The following is a 25568-nucleotide window of genomic DNA, read 5'->3' on the forward strand; positions in this document are numbered from 1 at the left end:
TTTAGTATGCATTTTGAATTCTTTTAAAAAAAATATTCAAGCTCTAATAATTGGACTTATTTTTGCAAAATTATGAAGTTTGAAGTACGTTCATGGGTGTTGTTAATCGTTCTTTCTTTGGTTTGGGGAAGTTCATTTATTTTGATGGAACGATCAATGAGTCCTTACGGTGAAAATCAGGTCTTAGGTCCCTTTCAAGTGGGCAGTTTAAGGATTTGCTTAGCAAGTATGGCTCTTCTGCCTTTTGCCTTAAAAAATTTAAAGTTTCTTACGAAACGAAATTTAGGTTGGTTAATATTGTGCGGATTGACGGGAAATTTTTTTCCTGCAATGTTATTTACGCTCGCGGAAACAGGTATCGAAAGTTCCTTGGCTGGATTGCTAAATATGGCAACATCGATTTTTGTAGTAATAATCGGAATTGTTTTTTATCGTGTTATTCCAAGTAAACTTCAACTATTTGGTATGGCTTTGGGTGCGCTTGGGTTATTTCGAATTTTTTGGAATCAAATACATTTTGAGGCAAATAATATGAATTATGCATTATTGATTTTTATTGCAACCCTTTGTTATGCAATTAGTGTGACAACCATAAAGTATAAATTAGGACATCTAAAACCTCTCGTGATCACTTCGCTGAGTTTCTTTTTAATTCTTCTTCCTGCTATAGGTATAGCGTTGTTTACAAATGCATTTCAATCTGTAGTGTACGAGGCGGATGGAAAAGTTGCATTGATTTATCTTTCATTTCTTGGGTTGATCGGTACGGCTTTGGCTGTATTTTTGTTCAATAAATTGGTTGCCGTTGCTACACCATTGTTCTCTTCGGGGGTTACTTATCTCATTCCTATTGTGGCTGTATTTATCGGTGTTATGGACGGAGAAAAATTTAATCCCGAGAATATTTTGTGGATTCTTTGTATTCTAATGGGGGTTTATTTCTTAAATCGACGGCCTAAAGTGAAAATTCCTTCTGAAAGCATGCGTGATATTTAATGAAGATTTCAATTGATTAAGTTGATTTTTACACATCATATTGTTTATTTTGAGGGAAAAATAGATTAAGATGTTTTGTATCTAAAATAAAATGTCTACTTTTGTCGTCCGAAATAAGTTAAATAAATAGAAAATTTGTTATGTACGCAATTGTAGAAATAGCAGGCCAACAATTTAAAGTTGAGAAAGACCAGCAGATTTTCGTTCATAGATTAAAAGGTGAAGAGGGATCTAAAGTAGATTTTGATAACGTACTTTTAATTGATAATGACGGAAAAGTAAATGTTGGCGCCCCAGCTATCGAAGGAGCTAAAGTATCAGCTTCGGTGGTAAGACACCTTAAAGGAGATAAAGTAATCGTTTTCAAGAAGAAACGTAGAAAAGGTTACAAAAAGAAAAATGGTCACAGACAAAGCTTTACTGAGATCAAGATCGAAAACATTAAAGGATAAAAACTTAACGCCCATTTGTTAAATTGGGTTATAATATTTAAAACTATGGCACATAAGAAAGGAGTCGGATCTTCGAAGAATGGTAGAGAATCAGAATCGAAACGTCTTGGTGTTAAGATTTTTGGTGGACAAGCGGCAATCGCTGGTAACATCATTATCAGACAAAGAGGAACAAAACATCACCCAGGTGATAACGTAGGTATGGGTAAAGATCATACATTATTTGCTCTAACTGATGGTGTGGTTCAATTTACAAAGAAAAGAAATAATAGATCTTTCGTATCTGTTGTTCCTTTCGAAGTTGAAGCACCTGCTCAGCCAAAAGCAAAACCAGCAGCGAAAGTAGCTGAAGAAAAAGCACCTGCTGCTGAAGCTAGTTCTGATGACTTGAATTCTAAAACTGTAGCTGAGTTAAAAGAATTGGCGAAGGAAAAAGGAATTTCTGGTATTTCAGGAATGAAAAAAGCGGAATTAATTGAAGCTTTACAAGCTTAAAGAAGAATAAGAATAATGTAAAAACTCCTTTCAGCTTTGCTGTTAGGAGTTTTTTTGTTTTAAGAGGTTTTAATCGCCATTATAACAAGGACATTTTATATTTTTACAAAAAAAGATAATCAATGCTCGAAATTGCACGCATAAGAGAAAATAAAGAAGCTATCATCGAACTTTTAAAGGTTCGAAATTTTGATGGTGCTCCACTCATTGAAAAAATTCTAAAAGCCGACGAAAATTGGCGTTCTTCCAAAACCAAATTAGAGAATGTCTTGGCTGAATCGAACGGTATTGCTAAACAGATTGGTCAATTATTCCGAGAAGGAAAACAAGTTGAAGCGAATGAGGCTAAGGCGAAAGGAGCAGCCTTAAAAGAAGAAGAAAAAGTGCTAAACGATGAGGTAGGTGGATTTGCGAAGGAATTACAGGAATTGTTATTTGAGGTGCCCAACGTTCCACACCCATCTGTACCTCAGGGAAATTCTGATGAAGAAAATGAAGTCATTGATACTCCTGATACTTTACCTGAAAAAAAAGATTTCTGGTTGCCGCATTGGGAACTGGCAAAAAAATATGATTTGATTGATTTTGAATTAGGAGTTAAAGTAACCGGTGCTGGATTCCCTTTTTATAAAGGAAAAGGTGCGCGTTTACAACGAGCGCTAATTAATTTTTTCCTTGATGAAGCACGAGATGCTGGTTATCAAGAAATTATTCCTCCTTTCGTGGTAAATGAAAACTCTGGTTATGGTACCGGTCAATTGCCTGATAAAGAAGGACAAATGTACCACGATGCAAAGGATGATTTATACCTCATTCCAACAGCAGAGGTGCCTCTTACAAATATGTACCGTGATGTTTTATTGAAGGAAAAAGATTTCCCAATCAAATTAACGGGATACACACCTTGTTTTAGAAGAGAAGCTGGCTCTTATGGTAGCCATGTTAGAGGGTTGAATCGATTGCATCAATTCGATAAGGTTGAGTTGGTTAGAATTGAACACCCTAATAATTCATACGCGGTCCTTGATGAAATGACTGCCTATGTTCAAGGTTTGCTAAAGAAATTAGGTTTGCCTTATCGTACATTACGTTTATGTGGAGGTGATTTAGGTTTCACTTCTGCATTAACCTACGACTTAGAGGTGTATTCGGTTGGTCAAGATAAGTGGTTGGAAGTGAGTTCGATTTCTAACTTTGAGACGTTTCAAGCAAATAGACTGAAGTTGAGATTTAAAGATGAACAAAATAAAAAGCAATTGGCGCATACTTTAAATGGAAGTGCTTTGGCTTTGCCAAGAATTTTGGCAACCCTCTTAGAGAATAATCAGTCAGAAGATGGTATTGAAATCCCTGAAGTTCTCGTTCCTTATACAGGATTTGATAAAATATAGTTATGGAAATAAAGAAGAAAAAAGGTATTAATATTTTTTACGCATTTATCCTTTTTTTAGGATTTGTATCGTGTAACCCTGCAGAGCAATATAAAACTGAATTGTCGGAAATTGACTCTAGTCTACAAGTAATTGATAGTTTAGAGATGCTATTCGATGGAATAGAATTTGATAGCTTAAAATTAATGGCAGAGCATGTTATCAACAATGAGAAGCAGATTAAATTGCTGTATAAACCGGATACGCTGGACGAAAACCTGGGTAAATTGATGAATGAAGCGAAAACTGTCCGTAAAAAATTAGGAAATGTTCAAAAAGATCAAGTCGCTTTTGGAGACGAACTAAATGCAGTTAAAAATCAATTTAAGGATTTGAAAGCTGATATACTTGAAGGTTTGTATGACGATCAACAGATAGAGGAGTATTTAAATGTTGAAAAGGCGGCTCTAAATAAGGTTTTTGTTGGATTTACGGGTTTTCATAAGATGCAAATTGGTGAAAAAGGTCGCTACTATCATGCCACTCCTTTGATAGATGAATACATTAAAAACTTGAAGTCTAAGAATGACATTGGGGGTTAATTTTAAAATAATGTTCTTAATGAGCTGGTTCATAGGAATCAGTTTATATTCTCATGCCCAACCAGTAGATAATGAAACAAAATTGGCCGATCATTATTTTGATCGGGGAGACTTTGAAAAGGCCGAAGTATACTATGAAAAGGCTTATAAACGTTATGATGCACAAAAGTATTTCGATCGATACTTTCAATGTCTTTATTATCAAGAAAAATTTGCAGAATGTGAAAAACTAGCGGAAAAACGAATTCGAAAGGATCCGTATACCATTGAAAATAAATTTAAGCTAGCCACTGTATATAAAGCAACTGATCGTGATAGTGATGCCCAAGATATCTATGAAAGCCTGATTAAAGACCTTCCTCCAATTCAATCAAGAATTGATGATTTAGGTGAGTTGTTCGTAAGTGAAAATCTGCATCAATATGCACTTGAGACTTATTTACGGGGGCGAAAGTTGATAAAAAAGGGATATTCTTTTCAATTAGAATTAGCCCAAGTTTATTCAGCGCTGAATCGACCAAGCGATATGATTTCGGAGTATTTAAATTTGTTAAATTATAGTCCTGTCTATGTGAGAACGGTACAAACGTACTTATCTAGGGCTGTTGATTTCGAGTCTGATCCCATAATGGTTGATTTGTTGAGGGAGGAAATCCTTTTAAAGGTTCAAAAAAATCCGGATGAAATTGTCTTTAATGAGATGTTTATATGGTATTATCTCCAGAAAAAGGAATTTTCGGGCGCTGTAATTCAAGCAAAAGCATTGGATAAAAAATTAAATGAGAAAGGTAAGCGATTGTTGGATATTGGTTGGGTCTGTCAAACCAATAAAGCCTATAAAGATGCTGCAAAGGCGTATCAGTATGTAATAGATTTAGGGCCAGGAACGCCTTATTACCATCGTGCCGTTCAAAATAAATTGAATGTAAACTTCATGGCTATAACATCAAAAAAATCGTACACAAATTCCGAGCTATTAGATGTTGCAGCAGACTTTGAAAATGCCTTGAAGGAAATGGGGAAAAATCAACAAAGTTTGGAGGTAATGATTCAGTTGGCAGAAATTTATGCCTTTTATCTTGATCAAGCCGCGAATGGTTTGGCTTTAGTGAATGAAGCATTGAATATTCCTTCAAATCGTAAAAATACTGCTCAACTAAAAATTTTGAAAGGGGATATATATGTAATTATGGGGGATATTTGGGAGGCGTCCATCTTATATATGCAAGTTGAAAATGATTTTACTGAAGATGTAATTGGACACGAAGCAAAATATAAAAACGCAAGGGTTTTTTATTATGATGGTGAATTTGATTACGCAAAGTTACAATTAGATGTTTTAAAGGCTTCAACAAGTAAGTTAATCGCTAATGATGCCATGCAACTTTCACTTTTATTGCAAGATAATTTAGGGATTGATACAAGCTTAGCACCAGTTCAAATGTTTGCTGAAGCTGATTTACTTTTAGCGCAACATAAATATGATCAAGCCATTTCAAAATTGGATAGTTTAATTATAAAGTTTCCTTTTCATAGTATCGTTGATGAAGTACTCTTTAAAAAAGCTGAAGTCTTTGAAAAAAAACAGGATTGGGAGAAGTCTATTATGTTTTATAAAGAAGTTTTAGAGTCGTATGGGCACGATATTTTGGGGGATGATGCAGCGTTCAAATTAGCTCAGATTTATGAGAATAGGCTGAATGATAATGCAGAGGCCGTCAAATACTATGAAAAAATTTTATTTGACTTTAAATCTAGTTTATACACAGCAGAGGCCCGTGAACGATACCGGGCGATTAACCGAAAGGTGAATTAATTTTTTTAACATGCAAGTGATTTACAATGTTACGGTTTCGGTGGATGTAGACCGAGCGGATGAATGGTTAACGTATATGAAGGATAGACATATTCCGGACATGATGAAAACAGGCCAATTTATTGAAGCTAAAATTTCGAAAGTTCTTGGCCATGAAGAAGGGGGAACTACCTACGCAATTCAATATTTATGTGAAAGCATGGAAGTATATGAAAATTACCAATCAGAATTCGCTCCTGCCTTACAAGCTGATCATATGAATAAATTTGGATCTTGTACAGCTGCTTTTAGAACGCTTTTGCAGGTACACCAAGGGTTTAAGGTATGACAGTTAAAGCAAAAAAACATCTCGGTCAACATTTCTTGAATGACACTTCTGTTTGTGAACGAATTGCGTCTTCAATTCATCATGAGAAAATAGATTTTAAAAAAGTGCTCGAAGTAGGACCAGGAATGGGCGCATTGACCAACTATCTTCTTAAAAGAGAGGATTTAGATACGCATGTAATTGAAATTGATCGTGAGTCGGTGGCTTATTTAAAGGAGCATATGCCTTCCTTAAAAGGTAAGATTTATGATCAAGATTTTCTAAAAGTTGATTTACAGGAGTTAATGGGACCAGAAAATTTTGTGGTTGCTGGTAATTTTCCTTACAACATTTCGACTGAAATTCTGTTTAAAATTCTGGAATATCGGGAGCAAATCCCGGTAGTTGTTGGTATGTTTCAAAAGGAAGTTGCTGTTCGTGTTGCTGAAGGACCGGGTTCTAAAAAGTACGGTATTACTAGTGTTTTATTACAAGCATATTACGACATTGATTATCTTTTTACGGTACCTCCAGAAGTATTTACTCCACCACCTAAAGTTGATTCCGGCGTTATTATCCTTAAACGTAATAATACGAAGAGTTTAGGTTGTGATGAAAAATTGTTTAAACGTGTAGTGAAACTTGCATTCAATCAACGTCGTAAAACCATTAGAAACTCATTAAAGTCGTTAATTAATGAACGTGAATTGGATATAGTTGGTCATGAAGAAGTGTTTTCTAAAAGACCTGAAGCGTTATCAGTCAGTGACTTTATTGAATTAACAAAGTTATTTGAATAAGTGTTATTATGGCGATATGTGAGTTAAGAGATAATTTTTTATATTTGTATAGTAAGCAAATTTACAACGACCCTACGTATTACTAGTTATTAATGAAGAACTATTGTTTAGCATTTTTAGTGTTTTTTATGTGCTCTAACTCCCAAGCACAGGTATGGAAAACATTACGTCATGAGGTGTCGTTTGGAGTAGGTGCGTCTAATTTTTTAGGAGATTTAGGCGGAGCTAAGGGCATAGGTACGCACGGAATAAAAGATCTTAAGTTTAGGAGTACTAGGTCTACTATATCAGCAGGTTATAAGTATATGTTAAACCCTTATTTATCAGTTAGAAGTACCTTGATATGGAGCTTGCTAAGTGGGGACGATGCTTTAACGAAAAATACGGTTAGAAACAGCAGGAATTTAAGTTTCAGATCAAATATTGCTGAAATTTCAGGCTATATTGTTTATTACCCAACCGAGGACCGTGTCTTACCTCGATATAAAATTCAAGGTATTCGTGGGAATAAAACAACTTCAATATCACCATATTTATACCTCGGAGTAGGAGTTACTTTTTTTAATCCTAAAGCGAATTATGAGGGGGAATGGGTAGCCCTTCAACCACTTGGAACAGAAGGTCAAGGATTAGCTGGACGACCGGACAAGTACAATCGTTATACATTGTGTTTTCCGATAGGTGTAGGATTAAAATATCGCGTAAATAAGCAAATGTCAGTAAGCTTTGATGTTAGTTTGCGTTACACATTATCTGATTATATGGATGATGTAAGTACTTCATATTATATTGCGGACGAAATTTCGGCTAATTATGGTGAAGTAGCTGGAGCACTTTCTGATCGCTCTATTAACCCTGGACCATACGGGGTTTTAGAATACCCTGATGGAAGGAATAATTATTTGCAACGTGGTGATCCGCGCTATAATGACGCTTATATGTTTGGAATTTTGTCGTTCCACTATCGTTTCGTTAAAGGACAAGTTTTCATTCCTAAATTCTAACTGAATGCGCATTTTGCTTACAATTTTGCTGCTTGGTTTTTTACTCCAAGTTAAAGCTCAGGGCTTCAAGTCAGCTGCTGAAGTTGGTGTATATGCCGGTGGTTCATACTATATTGGAGACCTAAATAGCAAGCATCTAGTGGATAGTCGGTTTGCTTATGGAGGTATTTTTCGATACAATCTTTCAACGAGACATTCAATTCGTATAACTGGTTTTTACGGTAATGTCTGGGCGGATGACGCGAACAATTCAGATCCCTATAAATTTAATCGAAATTTGAATTTTCAAAGTCGTATATTAGAGTTAGCGGTTGGATATGAAATAGATTGGTTTAAGTATCGAATAAGTGATATGAAATATCCAATAACACCTTATTTTTTCTATCAATTTGCTTATGCTAGGATAAATCCAAAAACAGAAATTGATGGAAATGAGGTAGAATTAAGACCGCTTGGTACGGAGGGGCAAGGTACGGGAATTACAGGGACAAAAGATCGACTTTATAGCTTAAATCAGTTTACAGTGCCTTTAGGTATTGGTGTAAAATTTAATTTACGCCCTCGTGTTGCAATGTCAATTGAGTATGGTGTTAGATTGACATTTACAGATTATCTTGATGATGTGTCTGGTAATTATGTGCAAGAAGATCTTTTAATTGCTGCAAATGGACCTTTAGCGGCGGACTTGGCGAATCGTAGTCTCTCTAATGATTATTCAGGAATTAATCGTGGAAATGCTGGAAATAAAGATTGGTATTCATTTTTTGGTGTAATGCTGACAGTAAAGCCATTTAAGCGTGACATCTGTGATATGCGGGGGTGGCGTTAAGAATAATCTAATCTAATTTCCGTTATAGTAATATGCGGAAATTTCTTTTGTCACTTCTAATATATGGATTATGCGTGTGTAGGACAACGGATTTACGTTGTCAAGATTTCAATACGTGCTCTGAAATCGGTTTATTTTCAGGAGCGTCTTATTACATTGGTGATCTAAATCCTAATAGGCATTTTGTAGACTCTAAACTTAGTTTAGGAATTATTTATCGTTATAACGTATCTACGAGACATTCAGTTCGGGCTACGGCCTTTTATGGATACATTATGGCAAATGATGCGGATAATTCGAATGTTTCTTTGGTTAATAGAAATTTAAGTTTTAATTCGAAATTATTTGAGTTAGCAATAGGGTATGAGTTGGATCTATTTAAATATCGAATCAACGATATGAAATATCCCTTTTCACCCTATTTTTTCTATCAAATAGCTTATACACGTATCAATCCTACAACTGAATTTAATGGTGAAATGATAGATTTACAACCACTTGGCACGGAGGGACAAGGTACTACATTGTCAGATAGAAAAAAGTATAATTTAAATCAAATTGTTGTTCCTCTTGGTATTGGGTTAAAGGTAAATTTAAAGAAGAATGTTGCAGTATCGTTTGAATATGGAATAAGGAAGACGTTTACCGACTACTTAGATGATGTTTCAGGTGTTTACGTGGACAAGGCTATTTTACGTGCTGAAAATGGCCCCCTTGCTGCTGAACTATCTAACCGCTCTTCATCAGAAAGTGCTCAACTATTGAATCGTGGTAATGGAGCGAATAAGGATTGGTATAGTTTCTATGGTTTTATGTTGACGATTAAGCCATTTAATAAATCCGTTTGTGAACGGATGAAAGGACGTTAGGTTCCGTAAAAAGGACTAATCATTAAATAGACTACAACACCAGATACTGCTACATATAGCCAGATGGGAAACGTAATTTTAGCCAAACGTCGGTGTGCTTTAAAGTTGTTTGAAATAGCTTTTAAATAGGTAATCATTACCAAAGGTATGATAGCAATACTTAAAATAATATGGGTTACCAGTAGAAAAAGATAAATATATTTAATAAAACCTTCGTTACCATAGCTAGTATGACTTGATGTCATATGGTAAATTACATATCCAACTAAAAACAGTAAAGAACATAGAATGGCCAATTTCATGAGGTTCTCATGGCGTTTTTTATTTCCATTTTTGATACTTATTACAGCGAATACAAGAAGAATAGCAGTTAATGCATTAATAGAAGCATAAATTGGAGGCAAGAAAGAGGTGTCTATTCCTTCAATATGTACACGAAATAGAAGTGCCACTACTAAAGGTATAACAATAGATAATATGACAACTAAAGGCCTATATTTTTTCTCAATCTCCGGTCGGTAATCTTGATTATTCTCCATACTCTGTCGCAATTAATGTTCTAATATCCTTTTCTAATTGATCTACTTCTTCTGTTACAGTTCCAGTGTACAAGCCACGAATATGTCCTTCACGGTCGACCAATACAAAATGTTCAGAATGTAAAAAACCTCCTTCAGCTTCTTCATCCTCCATTGCGTTTAGCATATAGCCGTTTCTTCCGAGATCATGAACATATTCTCGTTCGCCATATAGAAAATACCAGTTATGGGTGTCTAAGTTTTTATCTTTAATATATTGATTGAGTTTTGGAATGCTATCTCTTTTTGGATCTATGGTATGTGATAAAAACTGTAATTCTTCTATATCATTCGTGTTTTCCTGTAGTCGTTTCATCTGAGCTATCATGGCAGGACAAATTGCTGGACAACTAGTAAAAAAGAAATTTGCCACGTGTATTTTTCCCTTAACACGTTCATTGTTAAATTCAGAACTGTCTTGTGCTAATAATTGATAGGTTGGAATTGTATGGTAGGAAGTGTCTCCAGGCGCTATTTCATGAAATCCAAAATACGGAAGTCCTGAACTCTTGGGTTGACGACTATTATTGTTGCTTGATGCTGTATCCTGACAGGCTGTGATTAAAAGGCCTATCGTTAAAACGTATAATAATTTCTTCATGCTTTAAACTTTTAGCAAAAGTAACGAAAGTAGGGGAGGTTTGGTAGAGCTTAAGAGGGAGTTGGTTGAATTTTGAATTTATTTTTCTTCTTCAGCTCTTTCTAAATCAAATTCTTCCTTTTTCAAGAGTTTAAGGATGTCAAAAAAGTTTCTGATGTCTGAGTCTGATTTAGCACCGGTAACTGCACGAATATGTCCTTCTTTATCGATTAACACAAGGCTGCTGGTATAAGCTTTAGCTCCAATTTCTCCATCTTCTTTAGATGCAGGGTAATTGATAAACCGATCACCATAAAAGTTAAAATCATAGAATGGTGTAACATCACCAGTTGTCATCCACCACATACCACTGGTGTCATAATCCTTCATTTCTTCAAGCAGTTTTTCGCTTGGATGCTCAATTGGTCTTCCATCAATATCAGTTAAGATTGATATAACACGAACGTTACCGTAATTTTTTCTGTTTTTAACAAGACGATGATAAAAGATTTCATCAAAGTGGAAAAGACTGAAACCACACTCCTCGGTTTTTGGACAACCATTTTGAATAGTTGACAAGACGATAAATTTATTAGTTATGGAGTCTCGGTTAATGGGTGTTCCATCAAACTTTTGAAGATTAAAATCTGGTATAGTGTAAGCTGTGGAATCAATACGCTTACCATTTTCATCAACCGTATATTCGTAACCTAGATAAGGCGGTTTGACAAAATGATTACTAACGTTTTTAGAAATAAAATAGATAATTGAGCCTGGTCCTAGAACTACAACTAAAACTAAAATAATTCGTTTCAGGTTAGCCATTTTAGCAATTTATAACGGTGAGAATTTGATACATGAGATAAAATACGTGCACGATTAGTGCAACGTATTCCACATGTCTCCAATATAACTTGCTTCAGTTAAAATGATGAAAATCAAGTATAAAATAAAAATGATATAAGGTACAAGAATCATATACTTTAAGCTCTTTGTTTCATCACCAAGGTGCATGAAAATAAGTACAATATATGCTGCTTTTACCACTGTTAAAATGATGTATCCGTATTTGATGAATGCCCAAGTTAAACCACCTACGTCATCTTTTGGGAACAATGCACCAACAACTACTTCAACGATTGTGATTACTGATAGAATAGCAGTAACCATCCAAATTTTCTTTCTAATTTTTACACCTTCTTCTTCTGTGTGATGAGCGTGTAATGAATATTCAATAATATCGTCTCTTTCCATGTTTTCCGATTTAAATCAATTTCTTTTAATACTCTATTAAACTTACACGAGGTAGTAAAAAGTAAATACAAATACCCATACAAGGTCAACAAAGTGCCAGTATAATCCTACTTTTTCAACCATTTCATAATGTCCTCTTTTGTGGTATACTCCTCGAATTACATTACGTAGTACTAGTGCATTAAAAACAACTCCTGTAAATACGTGAAATCCGTGGAATCCAGTAATAAAGAAAAAGAAATTAGCGTATAGGGTTGGACCATAAGGATTGTGTGCCAAGGTAGCGTTATCTACCCATGTAGAGATATCTCCATCTGGTCCAGCGATGAATGTTGCCCACTCCCAAACCTGAGATCCGAGAAAAATAAATCCACCAACAACTGTCCAAAGTAACCATTTGATAACCCCTTTTTTATCCATTCTGTGTCCTGCTTCAACAGCCAATACCATTGTTACAGAAGAAACAATAAGGATAAATGTCATCAATGCAACATATAATAAAGGGAGTGTTGCGTGGGTAAAGGGAAAGTGAAAGAATACACTTTCTCCAGAAGGCCATGTCATGGAAGTTTCAGGGTTTGAAAATTTAGCATAACCTAATGCAGTTAACAAACCTCCAAATGTTAAACCATCTGAAACTAAGAAAAACCACATCATTAGTTTTCCATAACTTACTCTAAATGGAGATTCTTTTCCTCCCCAAGCTGTAGATCTATCAATTTCTTGCGTAGCTGCTGACATAAATCAAAAAATTTTTGTTCTGCAAGTTTAATGAATTAAAATTAAAAATGCGTATAAAAAAAGCCATAATATGCCCAAAAAATGCCAATAAATTGAGCCTAATGTAATGCCGAGATAATTTTCTTTGGAGTATTTCATTCTTAATCCGCTGATAAACATTACTAATAATGAAATGATTCCACCTAACCAATGGAGTAGGTGAACTCCGGTGAAAGCGTAAATGTAAGAACTTGCCGTATTACGTTGTGAGTTTAATTTATCTTGATTTAAAGCAGATAAAGGAGCTCCTTTATAGTAAAACGTCCTATTGGTGTATTCCAGCTCTTCTTTGTTATAATAAATTGAAAAGTCTTCGCCGTATTTACCTTTCATCATAAAGTCACCACGATCATTCACTATATTGTCTGCAAAGTACCAAAGCCTTCCTTGTTGAATTTCTGAAAGTGGCTCATTATTTAATTTTAACTGATCGTTAACATAAGTGAGTATTTGATTGTCATATCTCAAGGTGAATGCAGTACCATAATTCGTAAACTTATAGGTTTTAGCCCCAGTTTTATCTTCGTTATAAATGACACGTGCAAAATTTTTCATCTCTTCCAAATAAGTCGAACTTACTTGTTGACCTTTGTGATAAAAGTTACCATTATCATAGGTTATCTCTTTCCCTTCACCTAGTAAAGTAAAGTATTTACCGTATTTACCTCTTGTATTGATAATATCGGCTACAACTTTATTGCCGTTTTCGGTCAATTGTTTCCAACCTAAAAATTGAAAAACTGCAAAACCAATTCCTAATACAAATGCTAAACCTAAACCAATATTGGATAACTTTTGATTATCTTTTTTGATTGCTCTGGAGCTGATATATAAGGAAATACTGCTGGCTATGATAAGGAGGGTACTGATTGTGAATGAACTCGGCATTTTTATGGCTACCCAGAAGTTTCCACCTTGCGAAACAATATATCCACTGGTTAATCCTGCAAAAATCATTATTACCGCAAAAATGAAAATCCAAAGCAGATTTTTCTTCATTTTCGCATTAATCTCAGCCGGGGTGAGCTTTCCTTTTTCCATGATTTAAAATCGAAATTAAATTTTCACAAATACGTAGAGAAACTGTATGATTGGAAGGTAAATAAACGAAGCAAACATCAGTCCTTTTGCAGATTTGTCATCTAAGCGTATGTAGAGTCTATAAGCTTTTAAGAAAAACCAGGCTCCTGCTATTCCTCCTAATATTACCGTCCATTCATCGGTCATGTCTAAAACCCAAGGCAATAAACTGACAGGCACCATACATAGGGTGTAAAAGAGGATTTGAAATGCGGATTTCTTAGATTTTCTAGATTTACTCGGAAGTAAAGAAAACCCAGCCTTGTTATAATCTTCGTCAAGTACCCATGCAATAGCCCAAAAATGTGGGAATTGCCAAATGAATTGTATGAAAAACATCAGTCCGGCCATTAATCCAGCATCTCCTTCAAAAGTGCCAGTAACTGCTATGACTCCTAACATGGGTGGAATTGCTCCAGGAAAAGCTCCAGCAAAAACAGCCCAAGGTGTAATTCTTTTTAAAGGGGTATAGATAAAGACATACATCACCAACGCTAAAACACCTAGAACGCCTGAGTAAAAGTTTATTTGAAATAAAATTACAGTTCCTACGATGGTGGCAATAGAAGAGCCAATAAAGGCTTCGTTGATTGACATTCTTCCTGATGGTACTGGACGTTCTGAAGTACGATCCATTTTTTTGTCAAGATCACGCTCAATAATTTGATTAAATCCATTGGATGCTCCAGTGATTAAAAAACCTCCTAAAAGTAGAAAAACAAGATTTAAATCAAATCCACCACCGGCGAATAAATAACTTGCAAAAGCAGATAAAACAACGGAAAATGCTAATCTCACTTTAAATAGAAGCGCGTAGTCTTTAATTTTTGATGGGGTTTTTGCCTTTTCTGCCACTGTTTCGTCTGCAACCATGAATGTTCATTTAAATGCTGCGCAAATTTAATAAAAATGTACTATTTCACTTCGACAACTTTCTAAAATGTTTGCTAAAGTGTTTAGAATTCAGAAGATAATGCCTAATTCTGCTTGAAGTCAGATGTTTAGACTTCCTTTAGATTGATTCTAAAATACAATAATAGGGGATTAGATATCTGTATACCTATTCCATATTCTAGTTTGAATGCCAAATTGTAAGCTGTGTAACTGGCTGTTGTTCGTTGCGTTAAAACTTGCTCTCCAGTTATAAATAAAATTGAAATACAGGTCTATCTCACTGATTATTGGAAAACTTATTGTTAAACGTTCGTTAATCACATTGTATTTATCACCTTGTAACATATAGTGGTCATACTCCTTGTCTCGCAATCCGTAGGATTTAAAAATGTTTTGTCCATAACTAACGGCAGAACTATCGGCACCATAAGCTAAATAACTCAACTGATTTGTTATTCTAACTTTTTTAATGGGATAAGATAAAATGGATAAGACTTCCATGAAATTAGATCCAATAGGATGAGCGACTGACGCATTCAGGTTTCCATAAGCAAGACTCGAATGATTATGAGAGTAGGTAAATGGGCGAACAAGGTTGAACTCCCCTTGAAAGTAGAAAGATTCTTTGCCGAAAAAAGTATTGGTTTTATAGCCTATTTGGGTACCATATTTATTGGCCCACCATCGCGAACGAGCGCGGATTTCTGAAAGCAAAAAGTCGTCTAGGATGAATTGAAAATAGAGTGCATGATTTTGGTTGAATTTATAAGTCATATTCGCTCCTAATAAAACATTGTCAGCAGAGCCGCTGCCATATTCAACTGGTCGATAGAATACCACTGGATTTAAATAATTAGGGTCAAAACCCCTGTTGTGTAAAGAATCATTTGCCTGCCAGATAACCGTTTCAAAAACACTTAAGTTAAACTCTCTTGTAATATTCCAACTTAGATAATGTGAAGCGGTGAACTTATAAGTGTCTTTGTGCCAAACGCTATTCGCTGTATTATCTCGCCACATTTGATAAAGGTTAACGAATTTTAGTCCAGAAAAACTTGTTTCGACTTTAAGGAAAGGTTGGGCTGCAGCATTATCGGATAATAATAATGAACGATATCCTTCTCCGAAAAAGTTTTTACCATGTCCGCCCAAAAAGGTGAAAAATTGATTGGGTCGATAAGCTAGAATTATCTCGTTTTGTTGAAAAAGATTGTGAATTAAAGGACGACCGGTTGCGGGATCGATAAACCCAACTGTTTGAATAGAGTCTCTAATGTAGCCGCCATTGTTAAAATAGGGTAAAATTTTCCCCGTAAAAAATAATTTGTTCGAACTAATATCCAACCCTAAGCCTATGCCTGTATCATAAATTAAGGAACTTGAGGACTTGCTTTCATATCCTACACTTAAATTTGCGATAGGATAAATTTTACTTTGCCATCTTTTAACTCCTTTTTCTTTTACAATTCGACCATATCCTTTTTTGTAATTGGCTAAAGTATTAACTGAAGGTAAAATTGAACTATGGTTAGTTTTTAAATCTTTACCATAAACTAAACTATTTTCAATCTGATCAAGATAGTGTAAAGATTCAACCTGCAATTGGGAAAAGCTCTTAAATCCAAATAAAAGAAATAATAATATGAAAAATTTAAGCTTTTGCACTTCCCACTTTTCTTTTGTGAAACAGAATAATAATTAGAATAAATAAGATGCTTATACCTAAACTTATAGCAAGACTGATTGTTGGATTTTTGAATTGCAAAAAATACGCCTGAACAATCATTACCAGACTAAATAAGTAAATGATGATTACGGTTTTCTTGTGACCTAACCCCAGGTCTTGTAAACGATGGTGGATATGATTTCGATCAGCGCTTAAAGGCGATTTGCCTTTTGCCGTTCGTATTATAAATACGCGTAAAGTATCTAATAAAGGGTAGGCAAGAATTGACATGGCGAGTACCGGGGTAGAGACATTTTGTTGGCCAATTGGTAAAGAAGCTGTTGAAGATTCAATAAGCTGAATAGCCAAAACGCTGATTACGGCCCCAATGATCAATGAACCAGAATCTCCCATAAAAATTCGTGCGGGATTAAAATTAAAAACAAGAAAACCCAAAAGTGAACCAGAAAGTGCAAAAGAAATTAAAGCCCAGTGCTTATCGCCGAGATAAGAAAACCACATGCCAAAGGCAATTGTTGCAATCAATCCTACTCCAGATGCTAAACCATCGACACCGTCAATTAAATTAATGGAGTTCACAATAACGATGTAAACAAATATTGAGATTAGAATACTTGCATAATCCGGTAACATAATATCCATTCCAAGCAAACCATAGAAGCTGGTGATCTTAATTCCACCCATGACCACAAGAATATAACCTACCATGACATGGGCAATTAGTTTTTTCATAGGAGACATGCCGATAATATCATCTTTTATACCCACAAAAAAGAGTAGAATTAAAGAAGCCATTAAAAACATGAATTGATTTAGACCGTCAATAACGCTAGGGTTACGAACGGGGAGCCATAAAAAACTGGAAAAAATAAATGCGCTGAAAATAATTACCCCTCCAATAGTTGGGATACTTGTAGCGTGTTTTTTACGAGCTTCTTTAGGTTCGTCTACAAGGTGCTTGAGTTTGGCAACTTTAATTAGAGAAGGAGTTGCTAATAATACAACACTAAAAGCAGTAATAAAGGCGAGTATAAAATGGTAATCTTTCATTTTTCTTGAGATACATTTTTATTTAGTAATCAATGTATTTGTTTTTTAATCTGGTTCGCAGTCCAAGGTAAGCATAATTGGTAAGTGGATTGTTGCTTGGCATTGTTTCATTTCGATATAAATGTCCTGCAAACATCTGTAAGTTGTATGCTCTGTTGAATCGATAACCAATCTCAAATTGATTATAAATGATATGTGTGAAGTTTGATTGGCTAGCGCTCATTGTAGGATTTAAGATTATTGGCAGGTTGGCAGTATTAGAAATTCGTTTCGAATAATTGATCCTATTCTGGATAAAAAAACGGTTATGTTGATAGGATATCTGTCCAATTATTTCATCAAATCCATTGGTGTATGGATGTGCTATTGGTAAGTTGAAATGGCTGAAATTGTATCTTTTTTGGTCTGAAGTATAGGTGTTTTCTGCTGCGTGGTTGTATTCTATTAAGAAGTCTAATTTATCGACCAAAACATCTAAAAATTGTAATCCGATTTGATAAGCTCCTACAGAATTTTGATCAAAGACTAATTGGCTGTAGAACTGTGTTGCTTCATGTTTAAACACGAAATTAAGACCGAGTAAAGCATTGTAGCCTTCACTTTTATCACCTTTTACAAAATAGTTGACAAAAGGGACAGGGTTGATAAATAGATAATCAGGTTGATGAGAGCCCAGCGAATCAACTCTTTTCCAGTGTGCAGCTTCAAATAGCCCAAGTGTAATCTTTTCTGTCAATGCGATATCGAGATAATGATAGGTGCCAATTTTTCGCTCATATGTCGCTTCTGGTGTTGAAAAGGTGTGAAGTCGATAAAGGTTCTGATGTAAGGCATAAATGACATTGTATTGAATTCGATCTTGCCAAAAATTGGTCTCAATTTGAGCAAAGGGGTAGTTTACCGTATAGTCTGACAATAATAAAGATCGGTATCCGTTTCCGATTTTATGATTTCCATTTCCTATTGTGAAGTTGAAAAATGAATTTGGTTCGTAGGTTATATTTCCCGTTGCAAATGCGAAGTCGTATCCCGTTAATTTGAAACTTTTTGTTCGCGCGTAACCTGGGATTACGGCATTTTGTTGCTGATAAGTGGTGTTAGCAGCATTTGGAAAAAACTCACCATAACGATTAACATAGTGTTGCTGATAGTTGGGTAGAATTGCTTGGTTTTCGTAAAATTCGGAACTAAACGAAACTTTTTCTAAAATTTCTCCCTGGACTCTGAATCCGCGGGTGTTCCAATAAAGCATCTTACTGGAATCGGATGATAGATCTGTACCTAATTCTAAATCGATAATCGGATCAATTGACATCCAATAGTTTTCACCAATAAACTGAATAAAATGTTCTTTGAAAAGTTTTTGAGTTATCCAATAATAATACTTTCCTTCAGACTTAAATAACTGGTTGGGATCTGTTCTTTTTCGTTGAAGGGGTTGTATGCTTGTGTGTTGGTTTCTTGTTGTTTGTAAACTGGAATCTCGCGCAATTATTCTATTTGATTCGGTCCGGTAGTACTCTTCAAGGGGAATGTGACCTTGCCCATAACTAGTTAAGCAAGTTAAACAGAGAACATATGTTAATAGGACCAATTTAGACATTAGGGACCCTGAATTATTTATAGAATTAGTCGACGAGTTTTCCGTGTGCTAAAGCGTGTTTATATACAGACCGAATGCCTTCATCTAATTCGATTTTGTATTTCCAGCCTTTAGCAGCAAGGTATGAAACGTCCATTAATTTTCTTGGTGTACCATCCGGCTTTGAAGTGTCAAAGTTTAGTTCACCTTTGTAACCAACAATGTCTTTGATTTTTAAGGCTAAATCTTTGATAGAAATATCACTTCCTGTTCCGACATTTACAAATTGTTTTTCATTGTAGTTTTCCATCAAAAAGTAGCAAGCCTCAGCTAAATCATCAACATGAAGAAATTCTCTCAATGGACTTCCCGTTCCCCATATCTCCACGCTTGAATCATTATTTTCCTTTGCGGTATGGAATTTTCGAATTAAAGCAGGTAAAACGTGAGAGTTTTTTAGGTCATAATTGTCATTTGGACCATATAAATTTGTAGGCATGGCAGAGATGAAATTATCCCCATACTGGTCAAAATACGCCTCGCACAATTTAATTCCAGCAATTTTTGCAATGGCGTATGGCTCATTTGTTGGCTCAAGTTCTCCAGTTAAAAGATATTCCTCTTTTAATGGTTGTGGAGCCATTTTGGGATAGATGCAAGAGGAACCTAAAAATAGTAGTTTTTCCACTTTATGGTTATGAGCTGCATGAATAATATTTGAGGTGATCATCAGGTTGTCATACAGAAACTCGCCGCGATAAATATTATTGGCCATAATGCCTCCAACTTTAGCAGCCGCCAAGAATACATATTGCGGTTGTTCTTGTTGGAAAAACGCTTCAACATCCGATTGAACCCTTAAATCGAGCTCTTTGGAAGATCTTGTGACAATTTTGTTAAAGCCTTCTTTTTCTAATTTTCTTACAATTGCAGACCCTACCATTCCGTTGTGTCCAGCAACATAAATTTTTGAATTTTTCTCCACTTGTTATTCGTTTTGATCAAGAACTTTATGTCCTCCTTCTAAAAGGTATTTGTCTCTTTTGAATAATTCTAAATCTGCTTCTACCATTTCTTTTACGAGATCATCGAAGGAATAGGTTGGTTTCCAGCCAAGTTCTTCTCTTGCCTTAGTCGAATCTCCAAGTAATAGATCCACCTCGGTTGGACGGAAATATTTTTCATCAACTTCAACTAATGTCTTATTTGTTGCAGTATCAATTCCTTTTTCATTGACTCCTTCACCTTCCCATCGTAATTCGATACCAGCATAACCAAAGGCCTTCTCAACAAACTCTCTTACCGGATGCGTTTCACCGGTCGCCAAAACATAGTCTTCTGCTTTTTCTTGTTGCATCATCAGCCACATGCCGTAAACATAATCTTTCGCGTGACCCCAATCACGTTGTGCGTTTAAGTTTCCTAAATATATTTTTTCTTGCAATCCAAGCTTGATTTTTGCAGCCGCGCGTGTAATTTTTCTCGTAACAAAAGTTTCACCTCTGTAAGGACTTTCGTGATTAAAAAGAATTCCGTTGCAGGCATACATGTTGTAGGCTTCTCTGTAGTTTTTTATAATCCAAAACCCGTATAACTTTGCAACGGCATAAGGGCTTCTTGGATAAAATGGTGTTGTTTCAGATTGTGGTGTCTCCATAACTTTACCATATAATTCAGACGTTGAGGCTTGATAAAGTTTGACATCTTTTTCTAATTTTAAAATTCGAATAGCTTCCAGTAAACGAAGTGTGCCTAGTGCATCTGTATTTGCCGTATATTCAGGTGTGTCAAATGAAACCTTGACATGAGACATGGCGGCCAAATTATAGATTTCGTCAGGAGAAATTTCTTGAACCAAGCGAATTAGGTTTGTTGCGTCAGTTAAATCTCCATAATGAAGAAAGAAACGAACGTCATTTTCATGTTTATCTTTGTACAAATGATCTATTCGATCAGTATTAAACAATGAGGATCTTCTTTTTATACCATGTACAATGTATCCTTTTTCCAATAGTAATTCAGCAAGATATGCTCCGTCTTGTCCTGTAATACCGGTGATTAAAGCGACCTTTTTCATTTTTATATATCTAATTCTTTATTCTTGGCAATAAAATGTGGGTTGTATAAACTCTCTTTATTGTACGTTAAGGGCTCAAAGTTAGCAAAATCAAGTACTTCACCGCCAACTCCTTCAAAAATTGCTTGCCCGGCAGCTGTATCCCATTCCATAGTAGGTGCTAAACGGGGGTAAAAATCGGCTTTTCCAAGAGTTAAATCCACGAATTTTAATGCGCTACCTTTTCTTATTATTTGTGGGTTTCCGTATTTGTTTCGGATGTTCGCAACAAATTTTTCGGCTTTATCTGATAAATGAGAGCGCGAGTAAGCAATGGTTTTTTTAAAATTTTTCGTTAGCGTTTCAACCTTATTGGCATCGGCAGTTGGATTGTTATCTGAGAAGCTAAAATGATAAACACCATAATTGTTACCGCCCATTGTGATATTTTGCTCCGTAGGAGAAGCGATAAGACCAAAAATAGATTTTCCATTTTGAATAAGCGCAATGCAAATGCAGAATTCATCGTTCTTTTTTATGAATTCCTTTGTGCCATCAATGGGATCTACTAACCAAACTAATTCATGTTGTTTTCTTTCTAAGTAATTGGGAATTGTTTCTTCCTCAGAGATGATTGGAATACCAGTTTTTGATAATAGTTGGTAGAGTATTTTGCTTGACGCCTTGTCAGCGATAGTGACTGGAGATTGGTCCGGTTTTAGTTCAACCTCAAAATCCGTTTGATAAATTTCCATGATTTTAATTGAAGCTAATTTTGCTCCTTCAATGGCGGTGTTCACCCAGTCTTTATTAATTTGCATCCAATTGGTTGTATTCGTTAATGAGTTCGTCGTATAAACTACTGGCACCTATTCGGAATAAATTAGGAGTGAGCCAATCTTTTCCTAAAACCTCTTCAACAATCCGATAATAGAGCAGTGCGTCAAGTGGTGTTCTAATTCCTCCAGAAGGTTTTATTCCGATTTTTTTATTGGTGGCGGTGTAGTGTTTTTTAATGGCTAAACACATCGTGTAGACGGCTTCTGGAGTAGCCCCTGTTTTGGATTTACCTGTGGATGTTTTGATGAAGTCCGCTCCACATGAAATGGCAATTTCGCTCAATTGATTTATGGCCTTCAAATCAGTGAAGTCTCCTGTTTCAAGTATTATTTTTAAAGTTTTATTCTTGGCAGATTTACGAATTGCTATAAGTTCTTTTTCTAGCGCTTCAATCTTGTCTTCTATATAAAAACCTCGGTTGATTACGATGTCTATTTCGTTGGTGGAGGTTTTTTCAATTAAATCAACTTCATTAATTTTTGCTTTCATTAAGCTAACACCAGTCGGAAAGGCTCCTCCAACTACGGCAGTTTTAATATTATCTTTTAGGGTTGAGTGAATTTGGTCAGCGAAAATAGGAAATGCACAAACAGCAGCTGGGAAACATTGTTGAAATCCTTGGTTAGCTTTTCTGCAAAGGGTGTTGATTGTATCAGAAGTGTCTGTTGGATTTAAGCTAGTCAAATCAATGAACCCAATAAGTTCTAAAATTAATTTCTTACTTAACGCAAGTTCAAAATTCTGTATTTCTTCTAAATTTTTCATAAAAAAAATCCGTCACGAGTTATTCGAGACGGATTAATATAATTATAATTAAGCTTAACCTAGTCTAAAGTGAATAGGTAAAGTAAAACTTACCCTTACTTTTTTACCAGCTTGCTCACCTGGTTTCCATTTAGGCATGTTTCTTACTAGTCTTTTTGCTTCAGAATCTAGAGCGTCAGAAATTCCTTTAACAACTTTAACTTGTTCTATTGAGCCGTTAGAGTTTACTACGAATTTCACATAAACTACTCCTTGTTCACCCATTTCTTTTGATAGTTCTGGATACTCTACTTTGTCTCTAATCCATTCTGCCATCGCCGCTGGTCCTCCAGGGAATTCAGGCTCAACTTCAGCAAATTCTAGAATTTCCTCTGCCACGGGAGCAGCTTCTGGTTCATCTGGAATCTCTTCTATAGGATCTGCAATATCAGACATGTCAAACTCTTCAACTTCTTCATCATCTTCAACTACTTCAATTTCTTCAACTACTGGAGGAGGTGGAGCAACTTCAGGTTGTTCTTCTATAATTTCTTCTTCCGGTGGAATCTCAAAGATCAAGTCGTCATCCATTGAAGTGTCTACAATTTTTTCTTTAATTGGGTCCGCAACAAAACTTTGAAAGTTAAACGCCATACCCACAATTGCAGAAATCATCAATAATCCTACAAAGAAAAAACCAAACCGCTTGTTTTCTAAGTTTGCCTCTTTCGATTTTTTAAGTTCCATAATAATTACTTTTTGAACGTCGCTAAATTACGTAATTCTGATTTAACGACCTTGTTAAATTTAGATTAATTTTCTACCCATCCAACTAAAACAAAATAGACCAAAAATTGTACCAATTAAATTTGCAACAACATCGGTTATATCGTAATATCTTTTGGTTACCAACCAGTCTTGGGCGAATTCTATTGATAATCCGAACAAGAAACTGGAAACAGTTAATAGAAGATACAAACGAATATCACGAAGGTTCAATTTATTTTTTGATCTAAAATTATGCCTATCAAACCCTATTAATAAAAATCCAGATAATGCGCTATACATTATGATATGAACAATTTTATCAATAGATACCCAGGTCAACTTTATTTCTGGAAGTTGGTCGCCTGGTAATAAGCTGAGAACGGCAATAATTGTTCCCCAAATTATCCAAGGTAGGTGGAAAATTATCTTTTTATCCAACTAAATCTGTATATTCCTCTGCTGATAACAAATTGTCTAATTCACTTGCATCAGAAATAGTTACTTTAATCATCCAACCTTCACCGTATGGATCAGAATTCACCACTTCAGGGTTTCCTTCTAAATCTTCATTAAATGCTGTGATTTCACCGCTGATAGGCATAAAAAGATCTGAAACCGTTTTTACTGCTTCAATTGAACCAAAAACTTCTTCTTTGTCAAGCGTTTCACCTTCAGTTTCAACTTCAACGTAAACGATATCACCTAATTCACTTTGTGCAAAGTCAGTAACTCCAATTGTTGCGGTGTCGCCCTCAACTTTTACCCATTCATGATCCTTTGTATACTTTAATTCTGCAGGTATATTCATTTTATGTATTATTTAATTATTCTTCAGCAAAATTAGAATTTTATTTGATTAATTAATGGGCTGTTGAAATAATAGATGCTTTTGTTCAGAACTCTTTTAAATTGATGGTTGGATTGCTGACTATTCTTGATTTTATTTCAAGGATTTAAATTTAAAAACAAAAAAAAGCCCAATTTTGTATTATGGTTACACAAGATCAATTGAAATCATTTGAAAAGCGCGTCAATGAGCTTTATGGTTATTTGAATATAGAAGAAAAGAAAATTCAGGTAAAGGAGGATGAATTGCGGTCGCAAGATCCCACTTTTTGGGATGACCCAAAGACGGCTGAAGTCGTGTTGAAGAAAATGAGAAACAAGAAGTTTTGGATTGATTCTCATGCGGCGTTAAAAACTAATCTTGAGGATTTAGTGGTTTTAATTGAGTTTTACGAGGCTGGAGAAGTTGAGGAATCTGAGGTGGTTGAGTTTTATGAAAAAGCAATTCTAAATTTAGAAGAGCTTGAGTTGAAGAATATGCTGTCCGCGGAAGAAGATAATTTTAAAGCAGTGCTTCAAATTACGGCAGGTGCTGGCGGAACGGAAAGTTGTGACTGGGCTTCCATGCTAATGCGTATGTATATTATGTGGGGAGAGAGGAATGGAATGAAAATAAAAGAATTGAATTATCAAGCAGGTGATGTTGCAGGGGTTAAAACAGTAACCCTTGAGTTTGATGGAGATTTTGCATTTGGATACTTAAAAGGGGAGAATGGAGTGCATCGTTTGGTTAGGATTTCTCCGTTTGATTCAAATGCAAAAAGGCATACTTCTTTTGCTTCTGTATACGTATATCCTTTGGTGGACGATTCAATTGAAATTCATGTTAACCCTGCCGATATTAGCTTTGAAACGTTTAGGGCAGGTGGTGCAGGCGGTCAGAATGTAAATAAGGTTGAAACTGCCGTACGACTGAGGCATGAACCTTCGGGAATAATTATCGAAAATTCGGAGTCTCGCTCTCAACTTACGAACAAAGAAAAGGCTATACAGCTACTCAAGTCTCAGTTGTATGAATTAGAACTACGTAAAAGAATGGAGAAACAGAATGAGATCGAGGCTGGAAAGAAAAAAATTGAATGGGGATCTCAGATACGGAATTATGTTATGCAGCCATACAAGTTGGTGAAAGATGTTCGTACCGGTCACGAAACTTCTAATGTGGATGGCGTCATGAATGGCGAGATTGATGAGTTTTTGAAAGCTTATTTAATGAGTTCCTAGTTTAACGCCTTAAATCGGTTTAAATTTTGTCTTTAGTTATTGGTCTGATTTTTGTGAAATTTTAG

At 35.4% G+C, this 25568-nt stretch carries 28 protein-coding genes and 2 pseudogenes; 13 read left to right on the plus strand and 17 right to left on the minus strand.

Going from position 1 to position 25568, the window contains the following annotated elements:
* Positions 1 to 72: 72 nt before the first annotated feature.
* The 12 genes and pseudogenes from A8143_RS04820 (at position 73) to porG (A8143_RS04870) (ending at position 9540) form a co-directional block, all read left to right on the plus strand.
* Positions 73 to 996 carry a DMT family transporter gene (locus A8143_RS04820; RefSeq protein ID WP_070137634.1) on the plus strand — a complete coding sequence of 308 codons (924 nt, stop codon included), beginning with the start codon at positions 73 to 75 and terminating at the stop codon, positions 994 to 996.
* Positions 997 to 1136: 140 nt separating this feature from the next.
* Positions 1137 to 1439 (plus strand): annotated as a pseudogene (gene rplU / locus A8143_RS04825) (50S ribosomal protein L21); the annotation flags it as partial.
* 54 nt (positions 1440 to 1493) lie between these two features.
* Positions 1494 to 1742, plus strand: a pseudogene (gene rpmA, locus A8143_RS17190) (50S ribosomal protein L27); the annotation flags it as partial.
* A gap of 93 nt (positions 1743 to 1835) precedes the next feature.
* Positions 1836 to 1943: a Rho termination factor N-terminal domain-containing protein gene (locus tag A8143_RS17195; protein ID WP_262485616.1), complete on the plus strand. Its 108-nt coding sequence runs from the start codon at positions 1836 to 1838 to the stop codon at positions 1941 to 1943.
* Positions 1944 to 2065: 122 nt separating this feature from the next.
* Positions 2066 to 3334: a serine--tRNA ligase gene (serS, locus tag A8143_RS04835; protein ID WP_070137638.1), complete on the plus strand. Its 1269-nt coding sequence runs from the start codon at positions 2066 to 2068 to the stop codon at positions 3332 to 3334.
* 2 nt (positions 3335 to 3336) lie between these two features.
* Positions 3337 to 3915: a hypothetical protein gene (locus A8143_RS04840; protein ID WP_070137640.1), complete on the plus strand. Its 579-nt coding sequence runs from the start codon at positions 3337 to 3339 to the stop codon at positions 3913 to 3915.
* A 19-nt stretch (positions 3916 to 3934) separates the two neighbouring features.
* Positions 3935 to 5731 carry a tetratricopeptide repeat protein gene (locus A8143_RS04845; RefSeq protein WP_175437486.1) on the plus strand — a complete coding sequence of 599 codons (1797 nt, stop codon included), beginning with the start codon at positions 3935 to 3937 and terminating at the stop codon, positions 5729 to 5731.
* A gap of 10 nt (positions 5732 to 5741) precedes the next feature.
* Positions 5742 to 6059 (plus strand): DUF4286 family protein, encoded by a 318-nt coding sequence (locus A8143_RS04850; RefSeq protein WP_070137644.1) that lies wholly within the window; start codon positions 5742 to 5744, stop codon positions 6057 to 6059.
* A complete protein-coding gene (rsmA, locus tag A8143_RS04855; RefSeq protein WP_070137646.1) occupies positions 6056 to 6838 on the plus strand; it encodes a 16S rRNA (adenine(1518)-N(6)/adenine(1519)-N(6))-dimethyltransferase RsmA in 783 nt (260 codons plus the stop codon). The genes A8143_RS04850 and rsmA overlap by 4 nt, the downstream gene beginning before the upstream one ends.
* A gap of 92 nt (positions 6839 to 6930) precedes the next feature.
* Positions 6931 to 7842 (plus strand): DUF6089 family protein, encoded by a 912-nt coding sequence (locus A8143_RS04860; RefSeq protein WP_083261224.1) that lies wholly within the window; start codon positions 6931 to 6933, stop codon positions 7840 to 7842.
* Between the two features lie 4 nt (positions 7843 to 7846).
* Positions 7847 to 8671: a type IX secretion system protein PorG gene (porG, locus tag A8143_RS04865; RefSeq protein WP_070137649.1), complete on the plus strand. Its 825-nt coding sequence runs from the start codon at positions 7847 to 7849 to the stop codon at positions 8669 to 8671.
* Between the two features lie 32 nt (positions 8672 to 8703).
* Complete coding sequence (gene porG / locus A8143_RS04870; protein WP_083261225.1) at positions 8704 to 9540, plus strand: type IX secretion system protein PorG; 837 nt, start codon at positions 8704 to 8706, stop codon at positions 9538 to 9540.
* On the opposite strand, the gene A8143_RS04875 is transcribed toward porG (A8143_RS04870), so the two are convergent.
* From A8143_RS04875 to gcvH, 17 genes are all read right to left on the minus strand, one after another.
* Positions 9537 to 10079 carry a DUF420 domain-containing protein gene (locus tag A8143_RS04875; RefSeq protein WP_070137653.1) on the minus strand — a complete coding sequence of 181 codons (543 nt, stop codon included), beginning with the start codon at positions 10077 to 10079 and terminating at the stop codon, positions 9537 to 9539. The genes porG (A8143_RS04870) and A8143_RS04875 overlap by 4 nt on opposite strands.
* Positions 10069 to 10719: an SCO family protein gene (locus A8143_RS04880; protein ID WP_070137655.1), complete on the minus strand. Its 651-nt coding sequence runs from the start codon at positions 10717 to 10719 to the stop codon at positions 10069 to 10071. The genes A8143_RS04875 and A8143_RS04880 overlap by 11 nt, the downstream gene beginning before the upstream one ends.
* A 78-nt stretch (positions 10720 to 10797) precedes the next feature.
* A complete protein-coding gene (locus A8143_RS04885; protein WP_070137657.1) occupies positions 10798 to 11523 on the minus strand; it encodes a hypothetical protein in 726 nt (241 codons plus the stop codon).
* A 54-nt stretch (positions 11524 to 11577) separates the two neighbouring features.
* The gene (locus A8143_RS04890) at positions 11578 to 11952 is read right to left on the minus strand and encodes a cytochrome C oxidase subunit IV family protein (RefSeq protein WP_083261226.1); all 375 of its coding nucleotides are present in this window, start codon (positions 11950 to 11952) and stop codon (positions 11578 to 11580) included.
* Between the two features lie 42 nt (positions 11953 to 11994).
* A complete protein-coding gene (locus A8143_RS04895; protein WP_070137659.1) occupies positions 11995 to 12693 on the minus strand; it encodes a cytochrome c oxidase subunit 3 in 699 nt (232 codons plus the stop codon).
* Between the two features lie 27 nt (positions 12694 to 12720).
* Positions 12721 to 13773: a cytochrome c oxidase subunit 3 gene (locus A8143_RS04900; RefSeq protein WP_070137661.1), complete on the minus strand. Its 1053-nt coding sequence runs from the start codon at positions 13771 to 13773 to the stop codon at positions 12721 to 12723.
* Between the two features lie 15 nt (positions 13774 to 13788).
* A complete protein-coding gene (gene cyoE, locus A8143_RS04905) occupies positions 13789 to 14685 on the minus strand; it encodes a heme o synthase (RefSeq protein WP_070137663.1) in 897 nt (298 codons plus the stop codon).
* Between the two features lie 171 nt (positions 14686 to 14856).
* A complete protein-coding gene (locus tag A8143_RS04910) occupies positions 14857 to 16371 on the minus strand; it encodes a hypothetical protein (protein WP_139134268.1) in 1515 nt (504 codons plus the stop codon).
* Complete coding sequence (locus A8143_RS04915; protein WP_070137667.1) at positions 16358 to 17443, minus strand: glycosyltransferase family 4 protein; 1086 nt, start codon at positions 17441 to 17443, stop codon at positions 16358 to 16360. The genes A8143_RS04910 and A8143_RS04915 overlap by 14 nt, the downstream gene beginning before the upstream one ends.
* Positions 17444 to 17465: 22 nt before the next feature.
* The gene (locus tag A8143_RS04920) at positions 17466 to 19046 is read right to left on the minus strand and encodes a hypothetical protein (protein ID WP_070137669.1); all 1581 of its coding nucleotides are present in this window, start codon (positions 19044 to 19046) and stop codon (positions 17466 to 17468) included.
* A 25-nt stretch (positions 19047 to 19071) separates the two neighbouring features.
* Positions 19072 to 20010, minus strand: a complete 939-nt coding sequence (fcl, locus tag A8143_RS04925; RefSeq protein WP_070137671.1) for a GDP-L-fucose synthase — start codon at positions 20008 to 20010, stop codon at positions 19072 to 19074.
* Between the two features lie 3 nt (positions 20011 to 20013).
* A complete protein-coding gene (gene gmd / locus A8143_RS04930; protein ID WP_070137674.1) occupies positions 20014 to 21102 on the minus strand; it encodes a GDP-mannose 4,6-dehydratase in 1089 nt (362 codons plus the stop codon).
* Positions 21103 to 21104: 2 nt separating this feature from the next.
* Positions 21105 to 21902: a 3'(2'),5'-bisphosphate nucleotidase CysQ family protein gene (locus A8143_RS04935; protein WP_070137676.1), complete on the minus strand. Its 798-nt coding sequence runs from the start codon at positions 21900 to 21902 to the stop codon at positions 21105 to 21107.
* Positions 21892 to 22686, minus strand: coding sequence for a deoxyribose-phosphate aldolase (gene deoC, locus A8143_RS04940; RefSeq protein WP_070137678.1), 795 nt, complete (start codon positions 22684 to 22686; stop codon positions 21892 to 21894). The genes A8143_RS04935 and deoC overlap by 11 nt, the downstream gene beginning before the upstream one ends.
* Positions 22687 to 22740: 54 nt before the next feature.
* The gene (locus A8143_RS04945; protein ID WP_070137680.1) at positions 22741 to 23412 is read right to left on the minus strand and encodes an energy transducer TonB; all 672 of its coding nucleotides are present in this window, start codon (positions 23410 to 23412) and stop codon (positions 22741 to 22743) included.
* 60 nt (positions 23413 to 23472) lie between these two features.
* Positions 23473 to 23871, minus strand: coding sequence for a VanZ family protein (locus A8143_RS04950; protein WP_070137682.1), 399 nt, complete (start codon positions 23869 to 23871; stop codon positions 23473 to 23475).
* Positions 23864 to 24241, minus strand: a complete 378-nt coding sequence (gene gcvH, locus A8143_RS04955) for a glycine cleavage system protein GcvH (protein WP_070137684.1) — start codon at positions 24239 to 24241, stop codon at positions 23864 to 23866. The genes A8143_RS04950 and gcvH overlap by 8 nt, the downstream gene beginning before the upstream one ends.
* Positions 24242 to 24423: 182 nt before the next feature.
* Between gcvH and prfB the strand changes: the two genes are divergently transcribed.
* Positions 24424 to 25503, plus strand: coding sequence for a peptide chain release factor 2 (prfB, locus tag A8143_RS04960; RefSeq protein ID WP_070137686.1), 1080 nt, complete (start codon positions 24424 to 24426; stop codon positions 25501 to 25503).
* Positions 25504 to 25568: the final 65 nt, after the last annotated feature.

It is taken from the genome of Crocinitomix algicola (assembly GCF_001661595.2).
Lineage (GTDB): Bacteria > Bacteroidota > Bacteroidia > Flavobacteriales_D > Crocinitomicaceae > Crocinitomix > Crocinitomix algicola.